17 protein-coding genes are annotated in these 21,249 nt (G+C 67.7%); 4 read left to right on the top strand and 13 right to left on the bottom strand.

What is annotated here, in order from left to right; all coding sequences use genetic code 11:
• Positions 1 to 62: 62 nt before the first annotated feature.
• The 3 genes from purL to purS are packed head-to-tail and all read right to left on the bottom strand — an operon-like array spanning position 63 to position 3,381.
• The gene (purL, locus tag ACT3UE_RS08245; RefSeq protein WP_444554502.1) at positions 63 to 2,363 is read right to left on the bottom strand and encodes a phosphoribosylformylglycinamidine synthase subunit PurL; all 2,301 of its coding nucleotides are present in this window, start codon (positions 2,361 to 2,363) and stop codon (positions 63 to 65) included.
• Positions 2,360 to 3,130: a phosphoribosylformylglycinamidine synthase subunit PurQ gene (purQ, locus tag ACT3UE_RS08240; RefSeq protein WP_444554503.1), complete on the bottom strand. Its 771-nt coding sequence runs from the start codon at positions 3,128 to 3,130 to the stop codon at positions 2,360 to 2,362. The genes purL and purQ overlap by 4 nt, the downstream gene beginning before the upstream one ends.
• Positions 3,127 to 3,381 (bottom strand): phosphoribosylformylglycinamidine synthase subunit PurS, encoded by a 255-nt coding sequence (gene purS, locus ACT3UE_RS08235; protein ID WP_444554504.1) that lies wholly within the window; start codon positions 3,379 to 3,381, stop codon positions 3,127 to 3,129. Before purS ends, purQ begins: the two co-directional genes overlap by 4 nt.
• Before the next feature lie 181 nt (positions 3,382 to 3,562).
• Between purS and ACT3UE_RS08230 the strand changes: the two genes are divergently transcribed.
• Positions 3,563 to 4,000 carry a YchJ family protein gene (locus ACT3UE_RS08230; protein ID WP_444554505.1) on the top strand — a complete coding sequence of 146 codons (438 nt, stop codon included), beginning with the start codon at positions 3,563 to 3,565 and terminating at the stop codon, positions 3,998 to 4,000.
• Here ACT3UE_RS08230 and ACT3UE_RS08225 read toward each other — a convergent pair.
• The 4 genes from ACT3UE_RS08225 to ACT3UE_RS08210 form a co-directional block, all read right to left on the bottom strand.
• Positions 3,997 to 5,388, bottom strand: coding sequence for a sugar porter family MFS transporter (locus ACT3UE_RS08225; RefSeq protein ID WP_444561448.1), 1,392 nt, complete (start codon positions 5,386 to 5,388; stop codon positions 3,997 to 3,999). The genes ACT3UE_RS08230 and ACT3UE_RS08225 overlap by 4 nt on opposite strands.
• Before the next feature lie 207 nt (positions 5,389 to 5,595).
• Positions 5,596 to 7,167, bottom strand: a complete 1,572-nt coding sequence (locus tag ACT3UE_RS08220) for a Na+/H+ antiporter (protein WP_444554513.1) — start codon at positions 7,165 to 7,167, stop codon at positions 5,596 to 5,598.
• Between the two features lie 107 nt (positions 7,168 to 7,274).
• Positions 7,275 to 7,811, bottom strand: coding sequence for a serine protease inhibitor (locus tag ACT3UE_RS08215; protein WP_444554514.1), 537 nt, complete (start codon positions 7,809 to 7,811; stop codon positions 7,275 to 7,277).
• Positions 7,812 to 7,904: 93 nt separating this feature from the next.
• Positions 7,905 to 8,816, bottom strand: a complete 912-nt coding sequence (locus tag ACT3UE_RS08210) for a 3-methyladenine DNA glycosylase (RefSeq protein ID WP_444554515.1) — start codon at positions 8,814 to 8,816, stop codon at positions 7,905 to 7,907.
• Positions 8,817 to 8,995: 179 nt separating this feature from the next.
• Here ACT3UE_RS08210 and ACT3UE_RS08205 point away from each other — a divergent pair, with 179 nt between their 5' ends.
• Positions 8,996 to 9,208 (top strand): hypothetical protein, encoded by a 213-nt coding sequence (locus ACT3UE_RS08205; RefSeq protein WP_444561459.1) that lies wholly within the window; start codon positions 8,996 to 8,998, stop codon positions 9,206 to 9,208.
• Between the two features lie 92 nt (positions 9,209 to 9,300).
• Positions 9,301 to 9,987, top strand: a complete 687-nt coding sequence (locus ACT3UE_RS08200; protein WP_444554517.1) for a GntR family transcriptional regulator — start codon at positions 9,301 to 9,303, stop codon at positions 9,985 to 9,987.
• 83 nt (positions 9,988 to 10,070) lie between these two features.
• On the opposite strand, the gene ACT3UE_RS08195 is transcribed toward ACT3UE_RS08200, so the two are convergent.
• The 4 genes from ACT3UE_RS08195 to ACT3UE_RS08180 are packed head-to-tail and all read right to left on the bottom strand — an operon-like array spanning position 10,071 to position 15,518.
• Complete coding sequence (locus tag ACT3UE_RS08195) at positions 10,071 to 11,528, bottom strand: MFS transporter (RefSeq protein WP_444554518.1); 1,458 nt, start codon at positions 11,526 to 11,528, stop codon at positions 10,071 to 10,073.
• A 28-nt stretch (positions 11,529 to 11,556) separates the two neighbouring features.
• Positions 11,557 to 12,762: a M20 family metallopeptidase gene (locus ACT3UE_RS08190; protein WP_444554519.1), complete on the bottom strand. Its 1,206-nt coding sequence runs from the start codon at positions 12,760 to 12,762 to the stop codon at positions 11,557 to 11,559.
• Positions 12,763 to 14,025, bottom strand: a complete 1,263-nt coding sequence (locus ACT3UE_RS08185; RefSeq protein WP_444554520.1) for an aminotransferase-like domain-containing protein — start codon at positions 14,023 to 14,025, stop codon at positions 12,763 to 12,765.
• A complete protein-coding gene (locus ACT3UE_RS08180; RefSeq protein ID WP_444566512.1) occupies positions 14,022 to 15,518 on the bottom strand; it encodes a M24 family metallopeptidase in 1,497 nt (498 codons plus the stop codon). Before ACT3UE_RS08180 ends, ACT3UE_RS08185 begins: the two co-directional genes overlap by 4 nt.
• Before the next feature lie 190 nt (positions 15,519 to 15,708).
• On the opposite strand from ACT3UE_RS08180, the gene ACT3UE_RS08175 reads away from it, so the two are divergent.
• A complete protein-coding gene (locus ACT3UE_RS08175) occupies positions 15,709 to 16,713 on the top strand; it encodes an IS481 family transposase (RefSeq protein ID WP_444553909.1) in 1,005 nt (334 codons plus the stop codon).
• A 5-nt stretch (positions 16,714 to 16,718) separates the two neighbouring features.
• On the opposite strand, the gene ACT3UE_RS08170 is transcribed toward ACT3UE_RS08175, so the two are convergent.
• Both ACT3UE_RS08170 and ACT3UE_RS08165 read right to left on the bottom strand, forming a co-directional pair.
• Positions 16,719 to 18,209 carry an NAD-dependent succinate-semialdehyde dehydrogenase gene (locus tag ACT3UE_RS08170; RefSeq protein WP_444554522.1) on the bottom strand — a complete coding sequence of 497 codons (1,491 nt, stop codon included), beginning with the start codon at positions 18,207 to 18,209 and terminating at the stop codon, positions 16,719 to 16,721.
• Positions 18,206 to 21,244 carry an FAD-binding and (Fe-S)-binding domain-containing protein gene (locus tag ACT3UE_RS08165; protein ID WP_444566511.1) on the bottom strand — a complete coding sequence of 1,013 codons (3,039 nt, stop codon included), beginning with the start codon at positions 21,242 to 21,244 and terminating at the stop codon, positions 18,206 to 18,208. The genes ACT3UE_RS08170 and ACT3UE_RS08165 overlap by 4 nt, the downstream gene beginning before the upstream one ends.
• Positions 21,245 to 21,249 lie beyond the last annotated feature (5 nt).

Here is a 21,249-nt window from a genome sequence, read left to right as displayed (position 1 = left end):
CGCGAAAACACCCGTGGCCCGGCGGAAGACCGCCGGGCCACGGGTGTCAATGAGCTAACCGATCAGAAGTACTTCGGCAGCGTGCCCTCGTGGGCGGTGCGCAGTTCCTCCAGGGTGGCGCTGAACTGGCCCTGGATGTCCAGGGAATCCGAGGCAGCATCGACGATGCCCAGCCGGACCACCGGGAAATCCCGGGCGGTGGTCATGTCCTTGAAACGGACCTCCTCGGAGCGAGGCACGGCCACGACGGCGCGGGCCTGGGACTCGGAGAACAGGGCGGTGAACACATCGACGCCGTCCCGGTCGCAGAGATCCTGCAGGGCCACCCGGGCGCCGACGCCGTAGCGCAGCGACATCTCCACCAGGGCTGCCGCGAGGCCACCCTCGGAGAGGTCGTGGGCCGCGTCGATCATGCCGTCGCGTGAGGCGTTGACCAGCAGGTCGCCGAGCAGCTTCTCAGCAGCCAGGTCCACCGTCGGCGGCAGACCGCCCAGGTGTCCGCGCAGGTTCGCGAACTCCGAACCATCCAGCTCATCCGCCGTCGTCCCCATCAGGTAGATGGCCTGCCCGTCGGCGCTGGAGTGCCATCCCGAGGGGGTGCGGCGGGCGACGTCGTCGAACCTGCCCAGCACCGCGACCACCGGGGAGGGATGGATCGGGGTGGTGCCGGTCTGGTTGTAGAGCGAGACGTTGCCGCCGGTGACCGGGATGCCCAGTTCCATGCAGGCATCGGAGAGCCCGCGGATGGCCTCGGCCAATTGCCACATCACGTCAGGGTCCTCGGGGGAGCCGAAGTTCAGGCAGTCGGAGACGGCCAGCGGGACGGCCCCGGTGGTGGCCACGTTGCGGAACGCCTCGGCCAGGGCCAGCTGGGAGCCGTGGTACGGGTCCAGGTAGGCGTACCGGCCGTTGGCATCGGTGGCCAGGGCAACGCCCATCCCGGTTTCCTCATCCACGCGGACCACGCCGGCGTCATCGGGGGACGCCAGGGCCGTGTTGCCGCCGACGTAGCGGTCGAACTGGTTGGTGATCCAGGACTTGTCGCACATGTTCGGTGAGGCGACCAGCTCCAGGACGGCATCCTTGAGCTCCTCGCCCAGGCTCGGCAGGGTGAGCCCCGCCGGGGAGGCCCTGAACGTATCGGCCTGCAGGGCGTCCTGCCAGTCGGGGCGGGCATAGGGGCGGTCGTAGACCGGTCCGTCGTGGGCGACGGTGCGCGGATCCACGTCGACGATGACCTCGTCGTCCCAGGTGATGACCAGCCGTTCGGTGTCGGTGACCTCGCCGAGCCAGGAGTACTCCACGGCCCATTTGTCCATGACCGCTTCGAAGGCCTCGAGGTTTTCCGGGGAGACCACGGCCATCATGCGTTCCTGCGACTCGGACATCAGGATCTCGCCCGGGGTCAGCGTCGGATCGCGCAGCAGCACGTTGGTCAGTTCGACCCGCATGCCGCCGTCGCCGTTGGAGGCCAGTTCACTGGTGGCGCAGGAGATGCCCGCGGCGCCCAGGTCCTGGATGCCCTCGACGAGGGAGGCCTTGAACAGTTCCAGGCAGCACTCGATGAGCACCTTCTCGGCGAAGGGGTCACCGACCTGGACCGCGGGGCGCTTGGAGGGTTTGGTCGCATCGAAGGACTCGGAGGCCAGCACCGAGGCGCCACCGATCCCATCGCCGCCGGTACGGGCACCGAACAGGACGACCTTATTGCCCTTCCCGGAGGCGTTGGCCAGGCGGATGTCCTCATGGCGCATGACGCCCACGGCCAGCGCGTTCACCAGCGGGTTGCCCTGGTATACCGGGTCGAAGACCATTTCCCCGCCGATGTTCGGCAGGCCCAGCGAGTTGCCGTAGCCGCCGATCCCGGCGACGGCCCCGTGCATGACCCGGGCGGTGTCGGGGTGGTCGATGGCCCCGAAACGCAGCGGATCCATCACGGCCACCGGGCGGGCGCCCATGGAGATGATGTCGCGCACGATCCCGCCGATGCCCGTGGCCGCGCCCTGGTAGGGCTCCACGAAGGAGGGGGAGTTATGCGATTCGATCTTGAAGGTGACGGCCCAGCCATCGCCCAGGTTCGTGACCCCGGCGTTCTCGCCGATGCCCACGAGCAGGTCCTTCTTCATCTCATCGGTCACCTTGTCGCCGAATTGGCGCAGGTGGTTCTTGGAGGACTTATACGAGCAATGCTCGGACCACATGACCGAGTACATGGCCAGTTCCGCGCCGGTGGGGCGGCGGCCCAAAACATTCACGACGTCGTCGTACTCGTTCTGCTTCAGCCCCAATTCGGCCCACGGCAGCTCGGTGTCGGGGGTTGCCGCGGCGTTCTCCACGGTGTCGATGTTGAATTGCTGGCTCATTTGGTGCCTCCCACCAGGGTGCTCAGGACGGAGGAGAAGAAGCCCAGGCCGTCGGTTCCGGTGTGTGCGCCGGCGGCCGTCGTGGGGCCGAATCCTGCCTCGACCGCGTGTTCGGGGTGCGGCATGAGTCCGACGACGTTGCCGGCGGCATTGGTGATGCCGGCGATGTCGCGGCGCGAGCCGTTGGGGTTCCAGCCCACGTAGCGCAGGGCGACGCGGCCTTCGGCCTCCAGGGCGTCCAGGGTCTTCTCGTCGGCGACGTACTGCCCGTCCTGGTTCTTCAGCACCACGGTGATCTCCTCACCGGCGTCGTACTGGTTGGTCCACGCCGTGGTGTTGTTCTCCACCCGCAGGACCTGGTCCCGGCAGAGGAACTTCAGGTGGTCGTTCTTGATCATCGATCCGGGCAGCAGATGCGATTCGGTGAGGATCTGGAATCCGTTGCAGATGCCCAGCACGGGGAGCTTGGCCTCCGAATTCGCGGCGTCGATGATGCGGGACATCATCGGGGCGAATCGGGCGATGGCCCCGGCGCGCAGGTAGTCGCCATAGGAGAAGCCACCGGGGATGATGACGGCGTCGACGTCCGCGAGGGAGTCGTCTCCGTGCCAGAGGGCCACGGCTTCGGCGCCGGCCAGCCGCACGGCACGGGCGGCGTCGCGGTCATCGAGGGTGCCGGGGAAGGAGACGACGCCGATGCGGGCGCCGTTCAGGGTCGTGTCCGGCGCGCTGTAGTCGCCGATCAGGGGCAGTGAATCGTTGCTCATGCTTCGGTGACGACCTCGACGTTGACCACGTCTTCAATCACCGGGTTGGAGAGCAGGGTCTCGGCCGCGGTGCGGGCCTGGGCCAGGATCTGATCGGTCACCTCGCCGTCGACGGTCAGTTCGAAGCGTTTGCCCTGACGGACTGACGAAAAGGCGTCGAAGCCCAAACGGGGCAGTGCGCCCACGATGGCCTTGCCCTGGGGGTCGAGGATCTCTGGTTTGGGCATGACGTCAACAACGATGCGGGGCATCCGGGGTCTCCTGTGCGCGAGGTGGTTTGAGTACGCCTGCGGAGGTGCCGTCTCACGCCGGGCTGGAGGCGCTCCGCGAGCTTGCCCGATCAGTCTACCGGGTTCGGCGGGGCCCGCGGCCCGGGGTGACCCACCCCACGTATCCGCGTGAGGGTCCACGGTTTGCCCCTAGGCTGGGGCCATGGATGAGCAGCAGGATGCCGGTGCCGATTTCCCCGTGCTGGACGCCGATGCGCGCTGCCCCTGCCTGTCGGGCGAGGTCTTCGGCGCCTGCTGTGGGCCGGTGCACGCCGACCGTGCGGCAGGAGGTCCGGGGGCGGCGACGGCCGAGGCCCTGATGCGTTCGCGTTATAGCGCCTTCGTCACCGGGGACGCCGCCTACCTGCTGGCCAGTTGGCATCCCTCGACCCGGCCGGCGGAGCTGGACTTGGACCCGTCGATGAGCTGGCGGCGGCTGGACATCGTGGACACGGTCGCCGGAGGCCCCTTCGAGGGCACCGGGATCGTCGAGTTCGCCGCGCATTACCGCCAGGACGGCCGGCGCGGCGTCCAACGCGAACGCAGTACCTTCCTGCGCGAGGACGGACGCTGGTTCTACCTCGAGGCAGTGGCCGGCTAGGAGTCCTGTCCGGTCTTCCCGGCCGCCTTGGCCGTGGCCTTCGCGCGCCAATCGTCTTCGATCTCCTCCAGGGAGCGTCCCGCGGTTTCGGGGATGCGGGTGAGCACATACCAGAGCCCGAGCGCCGAGAGCAGGGCGAAGAGCAGGAAGACCACCCCGCCGAACTTCTCCAGGGCGACGGGGAAGGCGGCAGCGAAGATCGCGTTGAACAGGTATTGGGTGAACGTGATGACCCCGACGCCGATGGCGCGCATGCGCAGTGGCAGGATCTCCGGCACATAGAGCCAGAACACCGGGCCCAGGCCGAACCCGAAGGAGAAGGTGTAGACGAAGACCGCGGCGATGGAGAGGTATCCGGCGTCGGGGAGCAGCCACAGCCCGACCATGGCCACGGCCTGTCCGGCCATGCTCAGGGCCAGCATCTTGATCCGGCCCAGCTTGTCGATCAGCGGCAGGGACACCCCGGTGGAGATGACCAGGGCGATGCCGACACCGTAGTTGGCGACGGCCCCGGCATTGGAACCCATTGAGGTGATGTCGGCGAAGATGATCGGCGCGTAGTAGACGACGGCGTTGATCCCGGTGAAGACCTGGAAGAACGTCAGGACGAACAGGACCACCATGGCCGGGCGGGCGGAACGGAACAGCGTCCCGATCCCCGCGTCCTGCTGTTGGAGGCTGGCTTGGATGTCGTCCACTTCGGCCTGGGCGATCTCGTCGGTACCGCGCAGCTTCTTCAGGACCTTCAGCGCTTCCTGGCCCCGGCCCCGGGTGAGCAGCCAGCGCGGGCTGGCCGGGCTGAGCAGCATGCCGAAGAAGAAGATGATGGCGGGGAAGACCCCTGCCGCGAGGATCCACTGCCAGGACCCCGAATCGTGGAGCAGGTCCCCGACGATGTAGGCGCCGAGGATGCCGACGTTGACCGCCAGCTGGTACAGGCCGGTCAGCAGACCGCGAATCCGTGTGGGGGCCAGCTCGGAAAGGTAGATCAGGCCGAACATGTTGGCGATGCCCACGGCCAGGCCGAGGAAGAAACGGGCGAACATCAAAAACCCGATGTTCGGGGCCAGCCCGCAGGCGATGGACCCGACGATGAAGATCCCCGCCCCCACCAGCAGGATGTGCCGGCGGTCGAAGCGCCGTGAGGCGATGGTGCTGACCACGATGGCCGGCAAGGCGCCCCAGAGGAGCAGGGAGGTGACCAGCCCCTGGGTTTGGGCGTCGATGCCGAAGTCCTGGGTCAGCAGGGGCAGGGCCCCGGAGATCGCGCCCGAGTCGTAGCCGTAGAGCAGGCCGGAGAACCCGGCCAGGATGGCAATGAGGATGACCACCTTGGGGATCGCCTCGGTGGAATGATCTCTGGACGATGGCGCCTTGTTCTCAGCCATGGAGGTGCTCCTTTGCGGGCTACGTGTCGGCGGATTCGTTGGCCGGGGGGAGACTGCCTCCACATCGGCCGGAAGGCTCGGCCCGAAAGTAACGAACGACACAACACTAGAGGTCCTATGTCTGGATCGTCAAAACTGGCAATTCAGCACGGATTTACGAATTCATGCACAAATCACCGGAGTTACATAGGATGTTTTGCCGTCGGGTTAGCGGTCCAGGGTGACCGTACGCAGGTCCAACCGGCGTAGCACCCGATCCACCGCCTCGGGATCCGCCTCGGGTTCCCGGCGCATCGACAGCACCTCGCGCCGGGCTGCGTCGAGGGCCTCGCGTTGGACCTGGTCCATGGCCGCGAGGGTCTTTTTGACGATGCGCGCCTTCTCCGGGTCGTCGCCGAAATCGTGTTCGAGGATCCGGTGCAGCGAGGACATGCGACGGGCGAGCTTCTCGCGCCGTTCGGGGGAGAGCTTCTGCGCCGCCTCGGATTGCCTGACGGTGTCCATGGCCACCTCCTCGGCGCGGACGGCGATGGCCCGTTCGGCCCGTTCGGCCTTGGCCCGGTCGTCGGGCAGCTTCAGATGCCGCATCAGGGTCGGCAGGGTCAGCCCCGGGCCCACCAGGGTGACCAGCAGGACGGCGCAGGCGCAGGTGATGATGAAGTTGCGCCCCGGGAACGGGTCCCCGTTGTCCATCTCCAACGGGAGCGCCAAGGCCAGCGCCAGGGTGGCCAGACCCCGCATGCCGCACCAGCTGACCACGAGCACTTCCTTGAGCGAGCCCGGCACGCTGTTGCGCTTTTCGGTGCCCCCGACCTTGTACATCAACATCATCCAGCCGAAACGCACCAGCAGCACCGCGGCGCAGACGACCAGGATCCCGGGGATGAAGGCCATGATGCCCGCTCCTTCGTCCTCGAAGACGTAGCGCATCTCGATGCCCAGCAGGCCGAAGGCGACCCCGGTGGTCAGCATCTCCACCACGTCCCAGAAGGAGTTGCGGGTCAGGCGTTCGGCGGAATCCTGGGGGCGGGCCCGCCGGCCCAGTTCCAGGGCGGTGACCACGACGGCGACGACGCCCGAGCAATGGATCTCCTCGGCCAGGATGTAGACGGCGAAGGGGGCCACCAGGGTCGCGGCGGAGCGGGCCACCAGATCGGGGACGAAGCGGTTCAGTGTTCCCACGAGCCAGGCCATGGCCAGGCCCAGGACGACGGCTCCGGCGGCGCCGAGGAGGAAACGCGGGATCACATCCCAGCCGACGTCCCGGCCGCTGGCGGCCGCGGCCACGGCGGTCTGGAAGATGACGATGGCGGTGGCGTCGTTGAACAGCCCCTCGGTTTGTAGCACGGTGGTCAGCCTGCGGGGCATGCTGACCTTGGCGGCGACCGCCTCGACGGCCACGGGGTCCGGCGGGGCGACGATGGCGCCGAGCGCGATGGCCGCCGGCAGTCCCATGGAGGGGATCAGCAACCAGGTGGCCCCGGCGACGATGGCCACGGTCACGGCGATGAGCAGGACCGCCAGCAGCACCAAGGAACGCCAACGCAGCCGGAAGACCGCCCAGGAACTACGCTGGGCCACCGCATACAACAGCGGAGGCAGGAACAACGGAAGGATCATTTCCGCGTCGATGTGGATCTCGGGGATGAACGGCAGATAGGCCACCAGCGCCGAGAAGACGAGCATCAGCACCGGATAGGGCAATCTGATCCGCTCCCCGAGCCCGGCGACGAGCACCGTTCCGAACAGCAGGCCAACGAGCAGGATCAAGAATTCCATGGGTGTGTTCCTCCGGGCGCCAGTCTTTCACGCCGCGGGCCCGCCCGGGCCCTGAAATCGACCTGGGCGGTAATGAATCGGTGACTACCCGGGGGAGGGGGCAGTGCCTACTGGTCGCCGCTGGCCGTTCCGCGTCCCAGCAATGCCTCGGCGGACTTCCAGGCCGAGATCTTGCACCCGTTGCCCAGGGCGAAGGCACGTTGGACCGTCGTCTCGTTCAAGGTGCCCTCCACGATGGCCGTCTGTGGACCGGCCGACTCCTGGGTGCAGTCGGCATCCTTCTTCGCCTTCCCGGTCAGCACGGTCTTGCCGGGGCCGTCGAGGAAGGTGCAGGCCTCCTCGGCCTGAGGATGGTCGGTCCCCTTACCGGGGACCCCTCCGGAACAGACGAGCCGGTACCGGTGGACTACATCCTCGCCATTGGAGGTGATGGTGATGGACAGATCGGCGTCCGTCCCCTCCTCCGGGCCCGCCGGTTGTTCGGTGGGCTCCGGGGCCGAGGACTCCGTGGCGGCAGTGGTCTGCGTTGGTTCGGAGTCGGGACTTTCGCCTGCGCAGCCGCTGAGCAGCAGCAATCCCAGTGCGGCGGCGGCCATCGTCGATAAGGTTCGTGCGGTCCAGCGGTTGGCTTGGTTCGTTTCCATCGTGCACCCCCGGTAGCGGTTGGTCGGACAAAGACCCTTAGGGGTGAATCTGCCACTCCCGGCGTCCGGTGTCCACTGTTCGGCGTCGGGGATTCATCGGCCGGGGGTCGGGACCGGCTCCGTTTCCGCGGCCGCGATCAGGTCGTCGGCGACGGCCAGCAGGCGAAGGCGCAGCCCGGTGGCCTGCTCGGCAAAACCCTGTTGCAGCCTCACGTATTCGGCCTTCCCGGCGGCGGTTTCGATACGGATCGGCGTATAGCCCCAGTCGCCCAGTTCGTAGGGGGAGGCCCGCATGTCCATGGTCCTGATGTCCCAGGCCAGTTCGAAGGTCGCCAGCAGCAGTTCCCCCGGAACCGCGGCCGAGAGCTTATAGGCCCATTTATAGAGGTCCATGTTCGCGTGCAGACAACCGGGCTGGTCCAGCGACGCCTGGTTCTCCCGGGTGGGCCGTTCCTCGTTCAGGCCCACGGCCTGCGGGGTGTAGAAGCGGAAGGCGTCAATATGGGTGCAGCGGATCCGGTGGCCTTCGACGACCTCGTCGGTGCCGGCGGCGCCCAGCCGCAGCGGTAGGTAGTCATGGCGTACCCCGTTCTCCTCCGATTTATACGCCATCGCCCATTCATGCAGACCGAAGCAGGAGAAGCGGGCGGGGTTCGAAGCCGCCCCGGCCAGGATCGACCGGGCGTGGGTGACGGTGCGGTGCCGTTCGGCCATGAAGGCCGCCGCGTCGAAGGTGACCCCCTCGCCGTGGGGCCGGTGGTGCCTCCACGTCAGCCGCTCGGCGGCCTGGTCGCCCAGCAGGACGACGCCGGTGCCCGGGTTCCAGCGCTGCAGCCGGCCGGGCTTCTCGGTGTAGTAGGTGAACAGGAAGTCCTCCACCGGATGTTTGCGCTGGGTGGAGCGACGCTGGAGGAATGGTGCGGCGAAGTGTTGGACCCGGTCACGGTGGGCCCGGGCGCGGGGGAGCCAGAGGTCCTCGGTCAGATGGGGCAGATCGGCTGGCATGGTCCCATTATCGCGTTCTCCCGCCCCCGGGACCGCATCGGCGGCGGGAGAGGGGAAAAACAACCGTGGAGTAGGATGGTGGGTCGGGGGGTTCCCGTGCCCCGGGTGCTTCCGTACCCGGCTCGAGGCCGGAATCCCGAGCCTGAAAGGGACACATGGACCATAAGCGGTTGCCCATAGTGAAGGACACCACCGGTTTGGGGATCGGATACAAGATCGGGTGGTGGTTGCAGTTCATGGGGTATTTCTTCTTCGGGCCCGCGGATCAGCTGCCCCACCTCGATCCACGCGAACGCCTGAAGCGTGAAAGGGCACGGCGGGTCCTGCGGGCCCACCGCAAGCGCGGGACCGACGCTCCGGATGAGGTACTGCTGGTCGCCGGCTCCGACTGAACCATCGAGGAGGCGGAGGGCTGGAAAGGACCGCCGGGCAAGGTTGTAGGATTGTTTGCATCCGACAAAACCGACCCCAGTGAGGAACCCCCATGCCCGCCTCGAGCCTCGAGCCGTTGCACCAGGAGTCCACTCCCTCGATCATCGCGCGCAAGATCCGCACCGCCATCGGCAACGGGGAGTTCGAGCCCGGAACACAACTGGGGGAAGCCGACCTGGCCGGGCGGCTGGGGGTCAGCCGGGGCCCGCTCCGCGAGGCGATGCAACGGTTGACCCAGGAGGGCCTGCTGATCAGCATCCGCAACCGGGGGCTCTTCGTCGTGGAACCGACCCCGGCGGATATCTCCGATATCTATCTCACCCGTACCGCCGTCGAACGCGGGGCCGCGCTGAAGATCATCGAACTGGACCGGACCGGAAGCGAGGCGGGGGCGGAGCTGTTGGCCATCGTGGAGAAGATGGCGGCCCTGGGGCCGGGAAGCGATCCTGCCGAACTGAGCCTGATCGACCTCTCCTTCCACGAGGCGATGGTCCGCTGGGCGTCCAGCAAACGGCTGACGCGGATCCACCGGACCCTGGTCACCGAAACCCGGATGTGCCTGGTCGCGCTCGAACAGGCCGAATACTCACTCCAGCACCGGGTGGATGAACACCGGCATATCGCCGAGGCCATCCTCGCCGGGGATGTCCCGGCGTTGCACCGGGCGCTGGCCGAACACATGGACAGCGCCATCGCCCAGCTGCTCGAGCCCCTGGCCGATGGGGCCGGCACCGACTGAGCCCCCTGCCCCGAAGACACCACGAACCGAAAAAAGGGAGGGTGTGCGCCGCGGCGCACACCCTCCATTTCCGAGCTGTCTTCCTACTGCGCCATGGCCTTGCCCGCGTCGGCCTTGGTCCGGTTGACCTGGACCCACTTCCTGGACGGCCAGCCGACCGATCCGGGATCGCCGGGCAGATCCTCGCCACGCAGTGACGCCTGGGACGTCTCCCGCATGCACAGGATAGCGATGAAGCCGACTATGCCGGCCAGCGACATGTAGATCCCCGGCACCAACACGTTTCCGGTGATATCGATCAACTCGTTGGTCAGTGTCTGCGAGGGGCCCGCAATGAACGCCACGGAGAAGTTGTAGCCGATCGCGAAGCCCGTATAGCGCACATTCGTGGGGAATAGTGCCGGCAAGGTGGAGGACACCGAGGCGACCAGGATGACCAGCAGGGCGCCCAGCACGGCCAGACCGATGAACTGCAGGAACAGGTTGTCGATCCCCAGCAACACCATCGCCGGAACGGCCAAGAGAATATACCCGCCAGCAGCGGTCAGGAGCAGGGGTTTGCGTCCGATCCGGTCCGAGAGGGCGCCCATGAACGGGATCACCACCAGCATGACGACCATGATCGCCACCAGCATCCAGTTGCCCTGGGCGGTACTGTGACCTAACTGTTCGGACATGTAGGTGGGCATGTAGCCGAGGATCAGGTAGAAGGCGACGTTGAGCAGGACGACGAACCCGCCCAGGATGAGCACTTCGCGCCACTGGGTGCGCAGGGTGTGGCGGATTGGGGTTTTGGAGGTTTCCTGGCTATCGGAGGCTTCGGAGAAGACTGCTGCTTCGCCCAGCTTCGTCCGGATGTACAGGGCGGTCAGCCCCAGGGGGATGGTCATCAGGAAGGGCAGACGCCACCAGCCGGCGAGCATTCCGTCGTCACCGACGATCGTGATCAGTGCGGTGCAGACCGTGGCCGAGAGGATGAAGCCCACCATCGTGCCGAATTCCAGGAACGAGCCCAGGAAACCGCGACGCTGATCGGGGGCGCATTCGGCCATGTAGACCGCAGCGCCACCATATTCGCCGCCAGCCGAGAAGCCCTGGACCATGCGGCAGAGCAACAGCAGCAGCGGAGCCGCCAAACCGATCGTCTGGATGGTGGGCAGCAGGCCGATGACGCCGGTGGCGGTGGTCATCATCAACACGGTCAGGACCATGACCTTCTGCCGGCCGAATTTATCGCCCAGCGGGCCCAAGATCAGACCGCCCAAGGGGCGGACGAGGAAGGACATCGCCAAGGTGGCCAGGGCGAGGGTGACTCCCAGCCCGCCGTCACCCTCTTCGGAGCCGAAGAAGTTCACTGCCATGTAGATGGTCAGGTAGCCGTAGACGCCGTAGTCGAACCACTCGACCGCGTTGCCCAGTGCCGAACCCAGGATGGAGCGGTGCAGGCTATCCTTGGCTTCCTGCGTCTGGGGCTCGGCGCCCGGGGCATTGGGGTCCTCCATCGTCATTGCGCCGGATGATCCCTGGGGTTGTTCGCTCATGATCGTTTGCCTTTCGGCCGTCGGTGGGCTAGGCGCCTGATGCGCCGTTATCGGGGTTCAGCAAGGTGGATATCAGCATGCCATATGCGCGCGTTGCCGCCACAACTTCGGAGACACGAACTGATTCGTTCGGTTGGTGTGCCTCGTCGTTGAGCTCGCCCGGACCCAGCACGATGCTCGGAATCCCGAAATCGCGGGAAATGAACCCGCCATCACAGGAGGCGCTCCATCCCGAGATGCTGGTCTCCACCCCGGCGTCGGCCAAAGCGCCGACGGCCGCGGTGACCAGCGGATGGTCCGGATCGGTGCGGAATCCCGGCATCTCCATGGTGGTGTTGACCTGGACGGAAATCCCGTCCCCGGTGATGCCCGCCGCCTCGATGCCCGCGACCAGCTCCTCACGGATGGCCGTGGTGTCTTCACCGGGCATGAGCCGGCGGTCGAACCATAGATGGGCTTCGGGGGCGACCATCGAGGTGCCCCGCCCCCCGGAGATCATGCCGGTGTTCCAGGTGGCGTACCCCAGCAGCGGGTCGTTTTCGGCCCGCAGGCGCTCCTGGTCGGCGGTGACGAGGTTGCAGATCCGCACGGCCGCGTCGATCGCATTGCGCCCATCGCTGGGCCGTCCGGAGTGGGCGGCCTGTCCGGTCACCTCGACCTCCAGATAGGAATCCCCCCGGCAGGCGATGACCGTTTCCAGATCGGTCGGTTCGGCGACGATGCAGCCGAGGTAACGGTGTTCCAGTCCGTCGGCGACCAAGGCCCGGATCCCGGCCCCGGTCTCCTCCTCGTCGACCAGGCAGGCCAGAGTCACCGGACCGGCGAGCCGGGTTCCGGCCTCGTGCAGCATGGTCATGGAGGTCAGCACGGCCGCCAGGCCGCCCTTCATGTCGGTGGCGCCGCGGCCGAAGAGCCGGCCGTCGGCCTCATAGGCGTCGAAGGGCTCGCGGTCCCAGCCGTCCCCGACGGGGACGACGTCGGAGTGGCCCAGGAAGAGCAGTCCGTCCCCGTCCCCGCCGGGCAGGGTGATGAACACATTCGGCCGGCCCGGCTCGACCTCCCGGGTCCTGACCTGCAGGCCCCGCCGCTTCGCTTCGGCGACCAGGGCCTCCACGGTGGCCTGTTCGGTGCCTCCGGGGTTCACCCCGCCGGCGTTGATCAGCTCGATCGTCAGGGCAGTCAGGGCCGGGGCATCGACCTGCCACGCAGTGCTCCCGGTGGCCGTGTCCGTCATTCAGCCACGCCCCGACGCCGGCGCGGAGCCGGTGGCGGCGGCATCGGGCTGCCGGGTTTCCTCCAGGGCGAGATCCAGTGCGGCGGCCAGGCGTTGGACGCCGACGTCGGTGCGCTCGGGCCCGGTGGAGGCGAAGCACACCCGGAAGGCCGAGGCGAAGCGGCCCCCTGCCGACAGGGCCGGGCCCGGGATGAAGGCCACGCCTTCGGCCAGGGCGATCTCGAACAGCCGGCGGGTGTCCACTGCCGCGTCCTCCCCGGTGAGGGTGACCCAGAGGAAGAAGCCCCCGTCCGGATGCGTCGTGCGGATCCGTCCGCCCAGGTTCTTTTCCAGGCTCGCCTGCATCGCGTCGCGCCGGGCGTGGTACTCCCCGCGCAGGAAGGCCAGGTGCTCGTCGAGGATCCCGCGGCGCAGGTATTCGGCCACCACATGCTGGGCCGGGACGTTGGTACAGGTGTCCATCGCCTGCTTGGCGTTGATGATGAGCTGCTGCAGCGAAGGATCGGCGTCGATCCAGCCCACCCGCAGCCCCGGAGCCAAGATCTTGGAGAACGTCCTGACCGAGAACACCAGCGGGTCGTTGTCGCTGAGTTGGCGGAACCCGGGCAGGTCCTCGCCGGCGAAGCGCAGCAGTCCGTAGGGGTCGTCGTCGATGATGACCGCCGCCCAGCGGCGGGCCAGCCCGATGAGGCGTTCCCGCCGTTCCACCGAGAGCGTGGTGCCCGAGGGGTTCTGGAAGTTCGGGATCGTGTAGATCGCCTTGGGGGTGCGGCCGGCGGCGTCGACGAGGCGTTCGAGCTCGTCGATGTCCATCCCGTCCGCATCCATCGGCACCTCGAGCAGTTCGGCCCCGTAGCTCAGTGCGGTGGCCGACCCGTTGGTGTAGGTCGGGGATTCGACGATGACCAGATCGCCCGGATCGACGAAGAGCTTGCAGGCGATGTCCAGGCCCTGCATGCCGCCGGAAGTGATGCTGATCCGTTCGGGGCTGGTGGGCTCCGCCGTGGTGCCCAGGTAGTCGACCAGTGCCTTGACCAGGCGGGGTTCCCCCTCGGAGGCGCCGTAGGTGAAGGAGGAGGCGTCGTGGACGCTGGCGGCGATCTCGGTGAACGTGTCCACCGGAACGAACTCGTCCGCCGGGGCGCCCATGGCGAAACGGATGATGTCGTGCTTCTGGGCGGCGAGCAGCGAGGTGCTTGAGTCGATGACGGAGCCCACGAGGTTCTCGGCGCGGCCGGCGAGTGGCAGGTTCACGGTGGTCATGGTGTCTCCTTCGGGGGGTTTTCGGTGTCGCTGTCGTCTTCGAGGGCGTCCAGCGGAGGGCTGGTGGGACGGGCCGGGTCGCTATCGGCGGCCTCGGCGTTTCGTGCCACGATGTTCATCGAACCGGTCAGGGTCGATTCGTCGGGAGTGGTGAACCCGAAGCGGGGGGTGGCCGGACGGCGTGGTTCGTTCGTCGGAGGGGTCATCCCGGGCAGGCCGGGGGCATTGGAGATCGCGCGCTCGCCGGGGTTGCCGAGCACGTTGATCGACTCCGCCGCCTCGTGGCCGGCCTTGCCGGCGGGAACGAGCCCGCGGGGGAAGGACGTGAAAGTCTCGACCCCGGTATCGGTGACCCGGATGGCCTCGGAGACCTCGTAGCCGTAGCCGTCCATCCACATGCCACACATCAGGTGGAACGTCATGTTCTCGGCCAGCAGGGTCTGGTCCTCGCTGCGCAACGAGATCGTCCGCTCGCCCCAGTCCGGGGGGTAGCCGACCCCGATGGAGTAACCGATGCGCGAGGCCTTCTCGTAGCCGTATTCGAAGAGCGTGCGGTTGAAGACCTGCGAAAGCTCCTGCACCGGAGCCCCGGGATGTACCGTTTCCAACACCGCGGCCAACGCATGGTCGGTGGCCTGGGCCAGATGCCCCAGCTGGGCGGTGGGCGTGCCGGTCATGAACGTCCTGGCCATGGGTACGTGGTAGCGCTGGTAGGCCCCCGCCAGCTCCACGATCATCGCCTGGTCCTTCTCGAGCGGCTCGTTGTTCCAGGTCAGATGCGGGGTATCGGCCGACTCGCCGGTGGGGAGCATGGGCACGATGGCGGTGTAGTCACCACCGAACTCCTCCGTGCCACGGATCTGGGCGTTGGTGATGGCCGCGGCGACATCGCACTGCCGGGCGCCGACTTCGATGGCGTCCTGGGCCGCGTGCATGGCCATGTTGGTGACCACCGCCGCATGGCGCATCAGCTGGATCTCCGCCGGCGATTTGATCGCCCGGACCCAGTTGACCAGTTCGAAGCAGTCCACCAGCGTCCACTCCGGCAGAGCGTTGACCAGCGACCGGTATCCCTTGGGGGAGAAGAAGTGGGCGTCCATCTCCAACCCCACGCAGCCCCTCGTGGCCGGGGCGATGAGGTACCTGGCGCGCAGGGCGTAGGCGACCCAGTCGAAGGGGTGCAGGTGTGGGCGGTGGACGTAGCGTTCGGGGTATCCGACGATGTTGTCCGAATCCAGCCAGGTGGTGCGGAACGCGCCGTTGGCGTCCATCTCACGGGTAAACAGGATCATGTCCCCTTCCATGGGGACGAAGACCATCTGCGGGGTGTAGAACGACCAGGCGTTGTACCCCGTCAGATAGTAGATGTTCGCCGGGTCGGTGACGATCAGCGCACTGAGTCCCTGGTCCTGCATGCGCACCCGTGCCGCGGCCAATCGTGCGGCATACTCCTCGGTGGTGAAGAGCATTGGTGCGAAGCCCGTCTGTACCATTCAAGCTCCTTAAAAACCCATCGTAGATTGTCTACAATTCTAGGGTGTGGTTCAGGTCACTGGCAAGCATGACGCCTAGCTGTTCTGCTCATGGAGGTTGGTGACGCCCGGTGTGGCGGATAGCTAAAGAGGGCCTTTCTTGGATTCGGTGTTAAGCGACCAAGCAAAACGCCGAAAAGAAAGGCCCTCGATGTCCCACCGTAACGCCCCGCTGACCCCTGAAGGACGTCGCCGCCTCTGTGAGCGTGTTGATGCCGGCCGCCCGATCTGCCACGTCGCTTCCGAGGCGGGGATTGCCCGTCAGACACTCGGGCGTTGGTACGCCCGCTGGACCGCGGAAGGCGAACCAGGGCTCGAAGACCGGTCCTCACGCCCCGAGACCAGCCCGAACCAGACCGACCCGGACATCGAAGCACGGGTCTGCCAGCTACGCCGGAAGGAAAAGCTCGGCCCGATGCAGCTGGTCGGGCTGCTCGTCACCAAAGGCATCGAGCTACCGGCCTCGACCATCTACCGGATCCTGCTTCGCCATGGCATCTCCCGGCTCCGGGACCTGGACGTGTCCGGGGAGGACCTGCGCGAGCCCGTGGTCCGCTACGAGTGGGACCGGCCCGGGGACATGGTCCACGCCGATGTGAAGAAGATCGGCTTCATCCCCGACGGTGGCGGTTGGCGCATCCATGGCCGGGGCTCGGCCCAGCACAAGGCCTCCAGCCGCGCCAAGAATGCAGGTGCCCGCGCCGGCTACGTGTACCTGCATTCAGCCGTCGATGACCACTCCCGGCTGGCCTACACCGAGGAACACATCGACGAAAAGGGAGCCACCGCCGCCGGATTCTGGGAACGGGCCGTGAAGTTCTTCCGCCGTCACGGGATCACTCGCATCCGCCGGGTCCTGACGGACAACGGCTCCTGCTACAGGTCCTGGCTGTTCACCGCCGCGCTGGCCAAGTCCCGTACCCGGCACAAGTTCACCCGGCCCTACCGTCCGCAGACCAACGGCAAGGTCGAGCGCTACCAGCGCACACTGGCCCGCGAATGGGCCCACCGGCAAGCCTGGGCCAGCAACGCCGAAAGAACGGCGGCCCTGCAAGGATTCCTGGACCACTACAACTACACTCGATCACACACCGCGCTCAAGGGCAGGCCCCCAGCCAGCCGCGCGCCAATCGGTGTCACCAACCTCGCGGCATAGAACACCTAGCGGCGTGGCATGGCCATGTACTTGGTTTCAAGGAACTCCTCGATCCCGACCCGGCCGCCCTCGCGTCCGAGTCCCGAGGCCTTGATGCCGCCGAAGGGTGCCGCCGGATTGGAGACGATGCCCGTGTTCAGTCCGACCATTCCCACTTCGAGGGCATCCCCGACGCGGAAGGCCCGATCCAGGTCCTGGGTGAAGAGGTATCCGGCCAGCCCCCAGGGGGTGTCGTTGGCCATCGCCACGACCTCCTCCTCGGTCTGGAAGGGGATCAGCGGGGCCACGGGTCCGAAGATCTCCTCGGTCATCAGGTGGGCCGAGGGGTCCACGCCGGTGAGCACGGTGGGGGAGTAGAAGTAGCCGGCCCCCTCGGGGCGGGAACCGCCGCAGACCACGCGGGCGCCCTTGGCCACCGCGTCGTCCACCAGTTCCTGGACCTTGGTCAGTGCCTTGGGCTCGACCAGCGGGCCGACGTCGGTGCCGTCAAGGGCACCGTTGCCGACGGTGAGGGCCCCCAAACGCCGTGCGAGCTTGTCGGCGAATTCCTCGGCGACGGAGGACTGCACGAAGATCCGGTTCGCTGCGGTGCAGGCTTCGCCCATGTTGCGCATCTTCGCGGCGAACGCCCCTTCCACCGCACGGTCCAGATCGGCGTCCTCGAAGACGATGAGTGGTGCGTTTCCGCCCAGTTCCATCGACGAGCGCATGACGTTCCGGGCTGCCTGTTCCAGCAGCCGGATGCCGACCCCGGTGGAACCGGTGAAACTGACCTTGCGGGCGATCCCCGATTCCATCCACGGGGTCACGACCTCGGAGGCGGATTTGGTGCACACCACGTTCAGCACCCCGGCGGGCAGACCCGCTTCGATCAGGATGTCCACCAGGGCCAGCGAGGACAACGGGGTCAGATTGGCTGGTTTGAAGACCATGGTGCAGCCGGCGGCGATGGCTGGACCGATCTTGCGGGTGCCCATCGCCAACGGGAAGTTCCAGGGGGTGACCAGCACGCAGGGCCCGACCGGTTCCTTGGAGACCATGATCCGGTTGGCCCCGTCCCCGGTGACCATCTGGTCCCCGCCGATGCGCACGGCCTCCTCGGAGAACCAGCGGAAGAACTCGGCGGCGTAGGCGACCTCGCCGCGGGCTTCGGCCAACGGCTTGCCCATCTCGGTGGTCATCACCAGGGCCAGCTCGTCCTGCCGGGCCATGATCAGGTCGTAGGCCCGGCGCAGGATCTCGCTGCGCACCCGCGGGGGTGTGGCGGCCCAGTCCTTCTGGGCGGCGCCGGCGGCCTCGATGGCCCGCCGGGCGTCATCGGCGTTGCCGTTGGCCACGGTGGTGATGACTTCCTCGGTGGCCGGGTTCACCACGTCGAAGCGCCGCCCGGAGGAGGATTCGACCCATTCACCGTTGATGAACAGGTCGGTGCTGATGCCCGAGACGGCACGACGGGCTGACTCGGCGACGGATGAGCTGGAGGTCTCGGTGGTCATGGGTGCTCCTTCGGGTGGGTGGTGGTACGTGCATGGTCGGTGGGTGGGGCGGGGTCGAGCAGTTCGGCCAGATGCAGGCCGCGGCGGCCGGCGTCGAGCTGGGCGACCTGCATGGTGCAGGAGAAGCCGTCGGCCAGGACCGGGACCTCCGCCGTGCTGTCGGCCATGGCAGGGGCCAAGGCCAGATCGGCGACCTTCATGCTGACCTCGTAGTGGTCGGCCTCGAAGCCGAAGTTCCCGGCGACCCCGCAACAGCCGGTGGCATCGGTGACCTCGGCGACGCCCAGGGCGGCCAGGGCCCGGCGTTGGACGGCGGCGCCGAAGACCGAGTATTCGTGGCAGTGGGTTTGCAGGACCACCGAGGCCGGGACGGGGGCCGCCGGCTCGGGGGTCCACCCGTCGGCGGCCAGGGCGGCGACATGTCCGGCGAAGCTCCGGATCCGGGCCGCGACCCGGCGGGCCGCCTCGGTGTGGACGAGTTCGGGCAGGTCCTTGGACAAGGCGGCGGCGCAGCTGGGCTCGATGACGACGATCGGGCGTTCGGTGCCGTCATCCAGGACGCGGGCCGCTTTGCTCAACAGGCGGCGGGCGGTGCCCAGCTGGCCGGTGGAGATATAGGTCAACCCACAGCAGGCCTCCGCCGAGCAGGTCACCGGCTCCCCGGTGCCGACCATCACGCGGGCCGCGGCCCCGGCGACCTCGGGGCGGAAGCCACGGGTGAAGGTGTCCACGAACAAGACGGCACCCGCGGTGCCCTGCCCGGCCCCGGCGTCGTTCCCCGCCGCGACCCGGGATCCCGGGGATCCGGAACCGGAGAGCGTGCGGGGCGGGCCGATGCGCCGGCGCGGTCCGGCGGCCAGGGCGGCGTCGACCTCGCGGCGCCAGGCCGCCCCGGAGGCGAAACGCGGCAGCGCCCGCTTGGTCGTCAGCCCGCCGGCGGCGGAGACGAGCTTGCCCAGCGGGGAGCCCATGACGGCGTTGACCAGCGGGGCGACCCGTCCGGTGATCTTGAGCCACCGCGGCAGCCAGCCCAGCGAGAAGTGCGAGAGCGGGCGCATCCGCCCGGGGTAGTAGTGGGAGAAGAACTCGGATTTATAGGTGGCCATGTCCACCCCGGTCGGGCAGTCGGTGGAGCAGGCCTTGCAGGACAGACACAGGTCCAGGACCTCGCGGACCTCCTTGGACTTCCAGCCCTCCTCGACGGTCTTCGCGCCGCGGACCATGTCCTGCAGCACGCGGGAACGGCCGCGGGTGGAGTCCTTTTCATCCCCGGTGGCCCGGTAGCTGGGGCACATCACCCCGCCGGTGGCCGAACGGCAGCGCCCGATCCCGATGCACCCCTGGACCGCGTGGACGAACGGATCGAGTCCGTCCCCGGTGGCGCCCGAGGCGGGGGTCAGATCGAAGCTGGTCCGCCACTGGCGTGCGGGCACCCCGGCCAGCAGCAGATTCTCGTCGAAGGCGTCGGGACTGGTCATCACCCCGGGGTTCAGCAGCCCCGTCGGATCCCAGATGGCCCGGAAGTCCTCGAAGGCGGTGAGCATTGCCGGGGAGTACATCAACGGCAGGAACTCCGAGCGGGCCCGCCCGTCACCGTGCTCGCCGGAGAGCGAACCACCATGGGAGACCACCAGCGCCGCGGCGGCCGCGGTGAATTCGCGGAAGACCTTCCGGCCGGCGTCGCTGCGCAGATCGTAGGTGATGCGCACGTGCATGCATCCGGCGCCGAAGTGCCCATACATGACCCCCTGGAGCCCGTGCTCGGCCAACAGATCACGGAAGTCGGAGAGGTAGTCTGCCAGGCGTTCGGGGGCGACGGCGGAGTCCTCCCAGCCGGGCCAGGATTCCCCGCCGGTGGACAGCCGGGCCGAGAGCCCGGCCCCGTCCTCACGGACCCGCCAGAGCGAGGCGCGTTCGGTGGTGTCGGGGACGACCCGGCCGTCGACCATCCGCCCGATGCCGCGCAGCCTTTCGAGCAGTTCGTCGGCCTGGGCCTGGACCGAGGCGGGGTCGGTGCCGTCCAGATCGATGTAGAGCCAGGCTTTGCCCTCGGGCAGCCCCGTGACGGAGTCCTCCCCGCGCCGTGACTTCATGGTGGCCACGATGGCGTCGTCGATGCCCTCGACGGCCGCCGGGGAGAACTCCAGGATCGTTTCGATGTCCCGGGCCGCCTCGACGACGTCCGGATAGCCGACACAGAGCAGCAGCGCGCTCGCCGGTTTCGGCACCAGGGCCATCCGGGCGCGGACGACCAGGGCGCAGGTGCCTTCCGACCCGACGAAGGCCCGGGCGATGTTGAAGCCCTTCTCCGGCAACAGGTGCTCCAGGTGGTAGCCGGAGACCTGGCGCTGGATCCGTCCCAGATCGGTGCGGAACCCGGCAAGGTTCTCCTGCGCCAGACCCTCCAGTGCTTCGGTCATCCCCGCAGCGCGACGCACCGCGGCGACGTCGTCCGCGTTCGTGGCGCGGATCCCGGTGGCGGTGGCCGTGAGCCGGATTCCCTCGACGGTGACCAGATCGATCTCCACGACGTGGTCGCTGGTGCGCCCGTAACGCACCGAGTGGTTCCCGCAGGCGTCGTTGCCGATGGCACCGCCGACGGTGGCCCGATTCTTCGAGGACGGGTCGGGGGCGAAGGTCAGCCGGCCGGAGGTGTGGGCCTCAATGCGGGTCGAGAGCGTGGCCAGCACCATCCCCGGTTCCACGTCGACCCACAGGTTCTCCTCGTCGATGGCCAGTAGGTCGTTGAAGTAGGGCGTGGTGTCCAGCACCAGACCCGGGCCCACCGCGTTGCCGGCCATCGAGGTGCCGCCGCCCCGCCCTGTGAGCGGAGTGCCGGTCCCGTGGCAGGCCTGGACGATCGCGGCCACCTGATCGGCGTCGTGCGGGAACACGACGCCGATCGGCTCCACCCGGTAGTTGGAGGCGTCATAGGAGTATTCGGACAAACGCCTCGGCGAGGTGTCGACCTCGATTCCCGCCTCGTGCAGGATGGCCGTCACGGCCGGGGGGCTCGGTGGTGCGATCTGGGTCACGGGGG

This window comes from Arthrobacter sp. 179 (genome assembly GCF_052379645.1).
In the GTDB taxonomy this organism is placed as follows: Bacteria; Actinomycetota; Actinomycetes; order Actinomycetales; family Micrococcaceae; genus Arthrobacter_H.
The sequence above is the reverse complement of the archived record's forward strand: the minus strand, read 5'-3'. Positions and strand labels throughout refer to the sequence as shown.

Bases quoted from the DNA above. Each gene is read 5' to 3' on its own strand.
- ACT3UE_RS08190 (WP_444554519.1), bottom strand. From the start codon at position 12,762: ATGACGGACACGGCCACCGGGAGCACTGCGTGGCAGGTCGATGCCCCG.
- ACT3UE_RS08195 (WP_444554518.1), bottom strand. From the start codon at position 11,528: ATGAGCGAACAACCCCAGGGATCATCCGGCGCAATGACGATGGAGGAC.
- ACT3UE_RS08200 (WP_444554517.1), top strand. From the start codon at position 9,301: ATGCCCGCCTCGAGCCTCGAGCCGTTGCACCAGGAGTCCACTCCCTCG.
- ACT3UE_RS08210 (WP_444554515.1), bottom strand. From the start codon at position 8,816: ATGCCAGCCGATCTGCCCCATCTGACCGAGGACCTCTGGCTCCCCCGC.
- ACT3UE_RS08230 (WP_444554505.1), top strand. From the start codon at position 3,563: ATGGATGAGCAGCAGGATGCCGGTGCCGATTTCCCCGTGCTGGACGCC.
- ACT3UE_RS08225 (WP_444561448.1), bottom strand. From the start codon at position 5,388: ATGGCTGAGAACAAGGCGCCATCGTCCAGAGATCATTCCACCGAGGCG.
- ACT3UE_RS08170 (WP_444554522.1), bottom strand. From the start codon at position 18,209: ATGACCACCGAGACCTCCAGCTCATCCGTCGCCGAGTCAGCCCGTCGT.
- ACT3UE_RS08180 (WP_444566512.1), bottom strand. From the start codon at position 15,518: ATGGTACAGACGGGCTTCGCACCAATGCTCTTCACCACCGAGGAGTAT.
- ACT3UE_RS08185 (WP_444554520.1), bottom strand. From the start codon at position 14,025: ATGACCACCGTGAACCTGCCACTCGCCGGCCGCGCCGAGAACCTCGTG.
- ACT3UE_RS08215 (WP_444554514.1), bottom strand. From the start codon at position 7,811: ATGGAAACGAACCAAGCCAACCGCTGGACCGCACGAACCTTATCGACG.
- purS (WP_444554504.1), bottom strand. From the start codon at position 3,381: ATGCCCCGCATCGTTGTTGACGTCATGCCCAAACCAGAGATCCTCGAC.
- ACT3UE_RS08175 (WP_444553909.1), top strand. From the start codon at position 15,709: ATGTCCCACCGTAACGCCCCGCTGACCCCTGAAGGACGTCGCCGCCTC.
- ACT3UE_RS08220 (WP_444554513.1), bottom strand. From the start codon at position 7,167: ATGGAATTCTTGATCCTGCTCGTTGGCCTGCTGTTCGGAACGGTGCTC.
- purL (WP_444554502.1), bottom strand. From the start codon at position 2,363: ATGAGCCAGCAATTCAACATCGACACCGTGGAGAACGCCGCGGCAACC.
- purQ (WP_444554503.1), bottom strand. From the start codon at position 3,130: ATGAGCAACGATTCACTGCCCCTGATCGGCGACTACAGCGCGCCGGAC.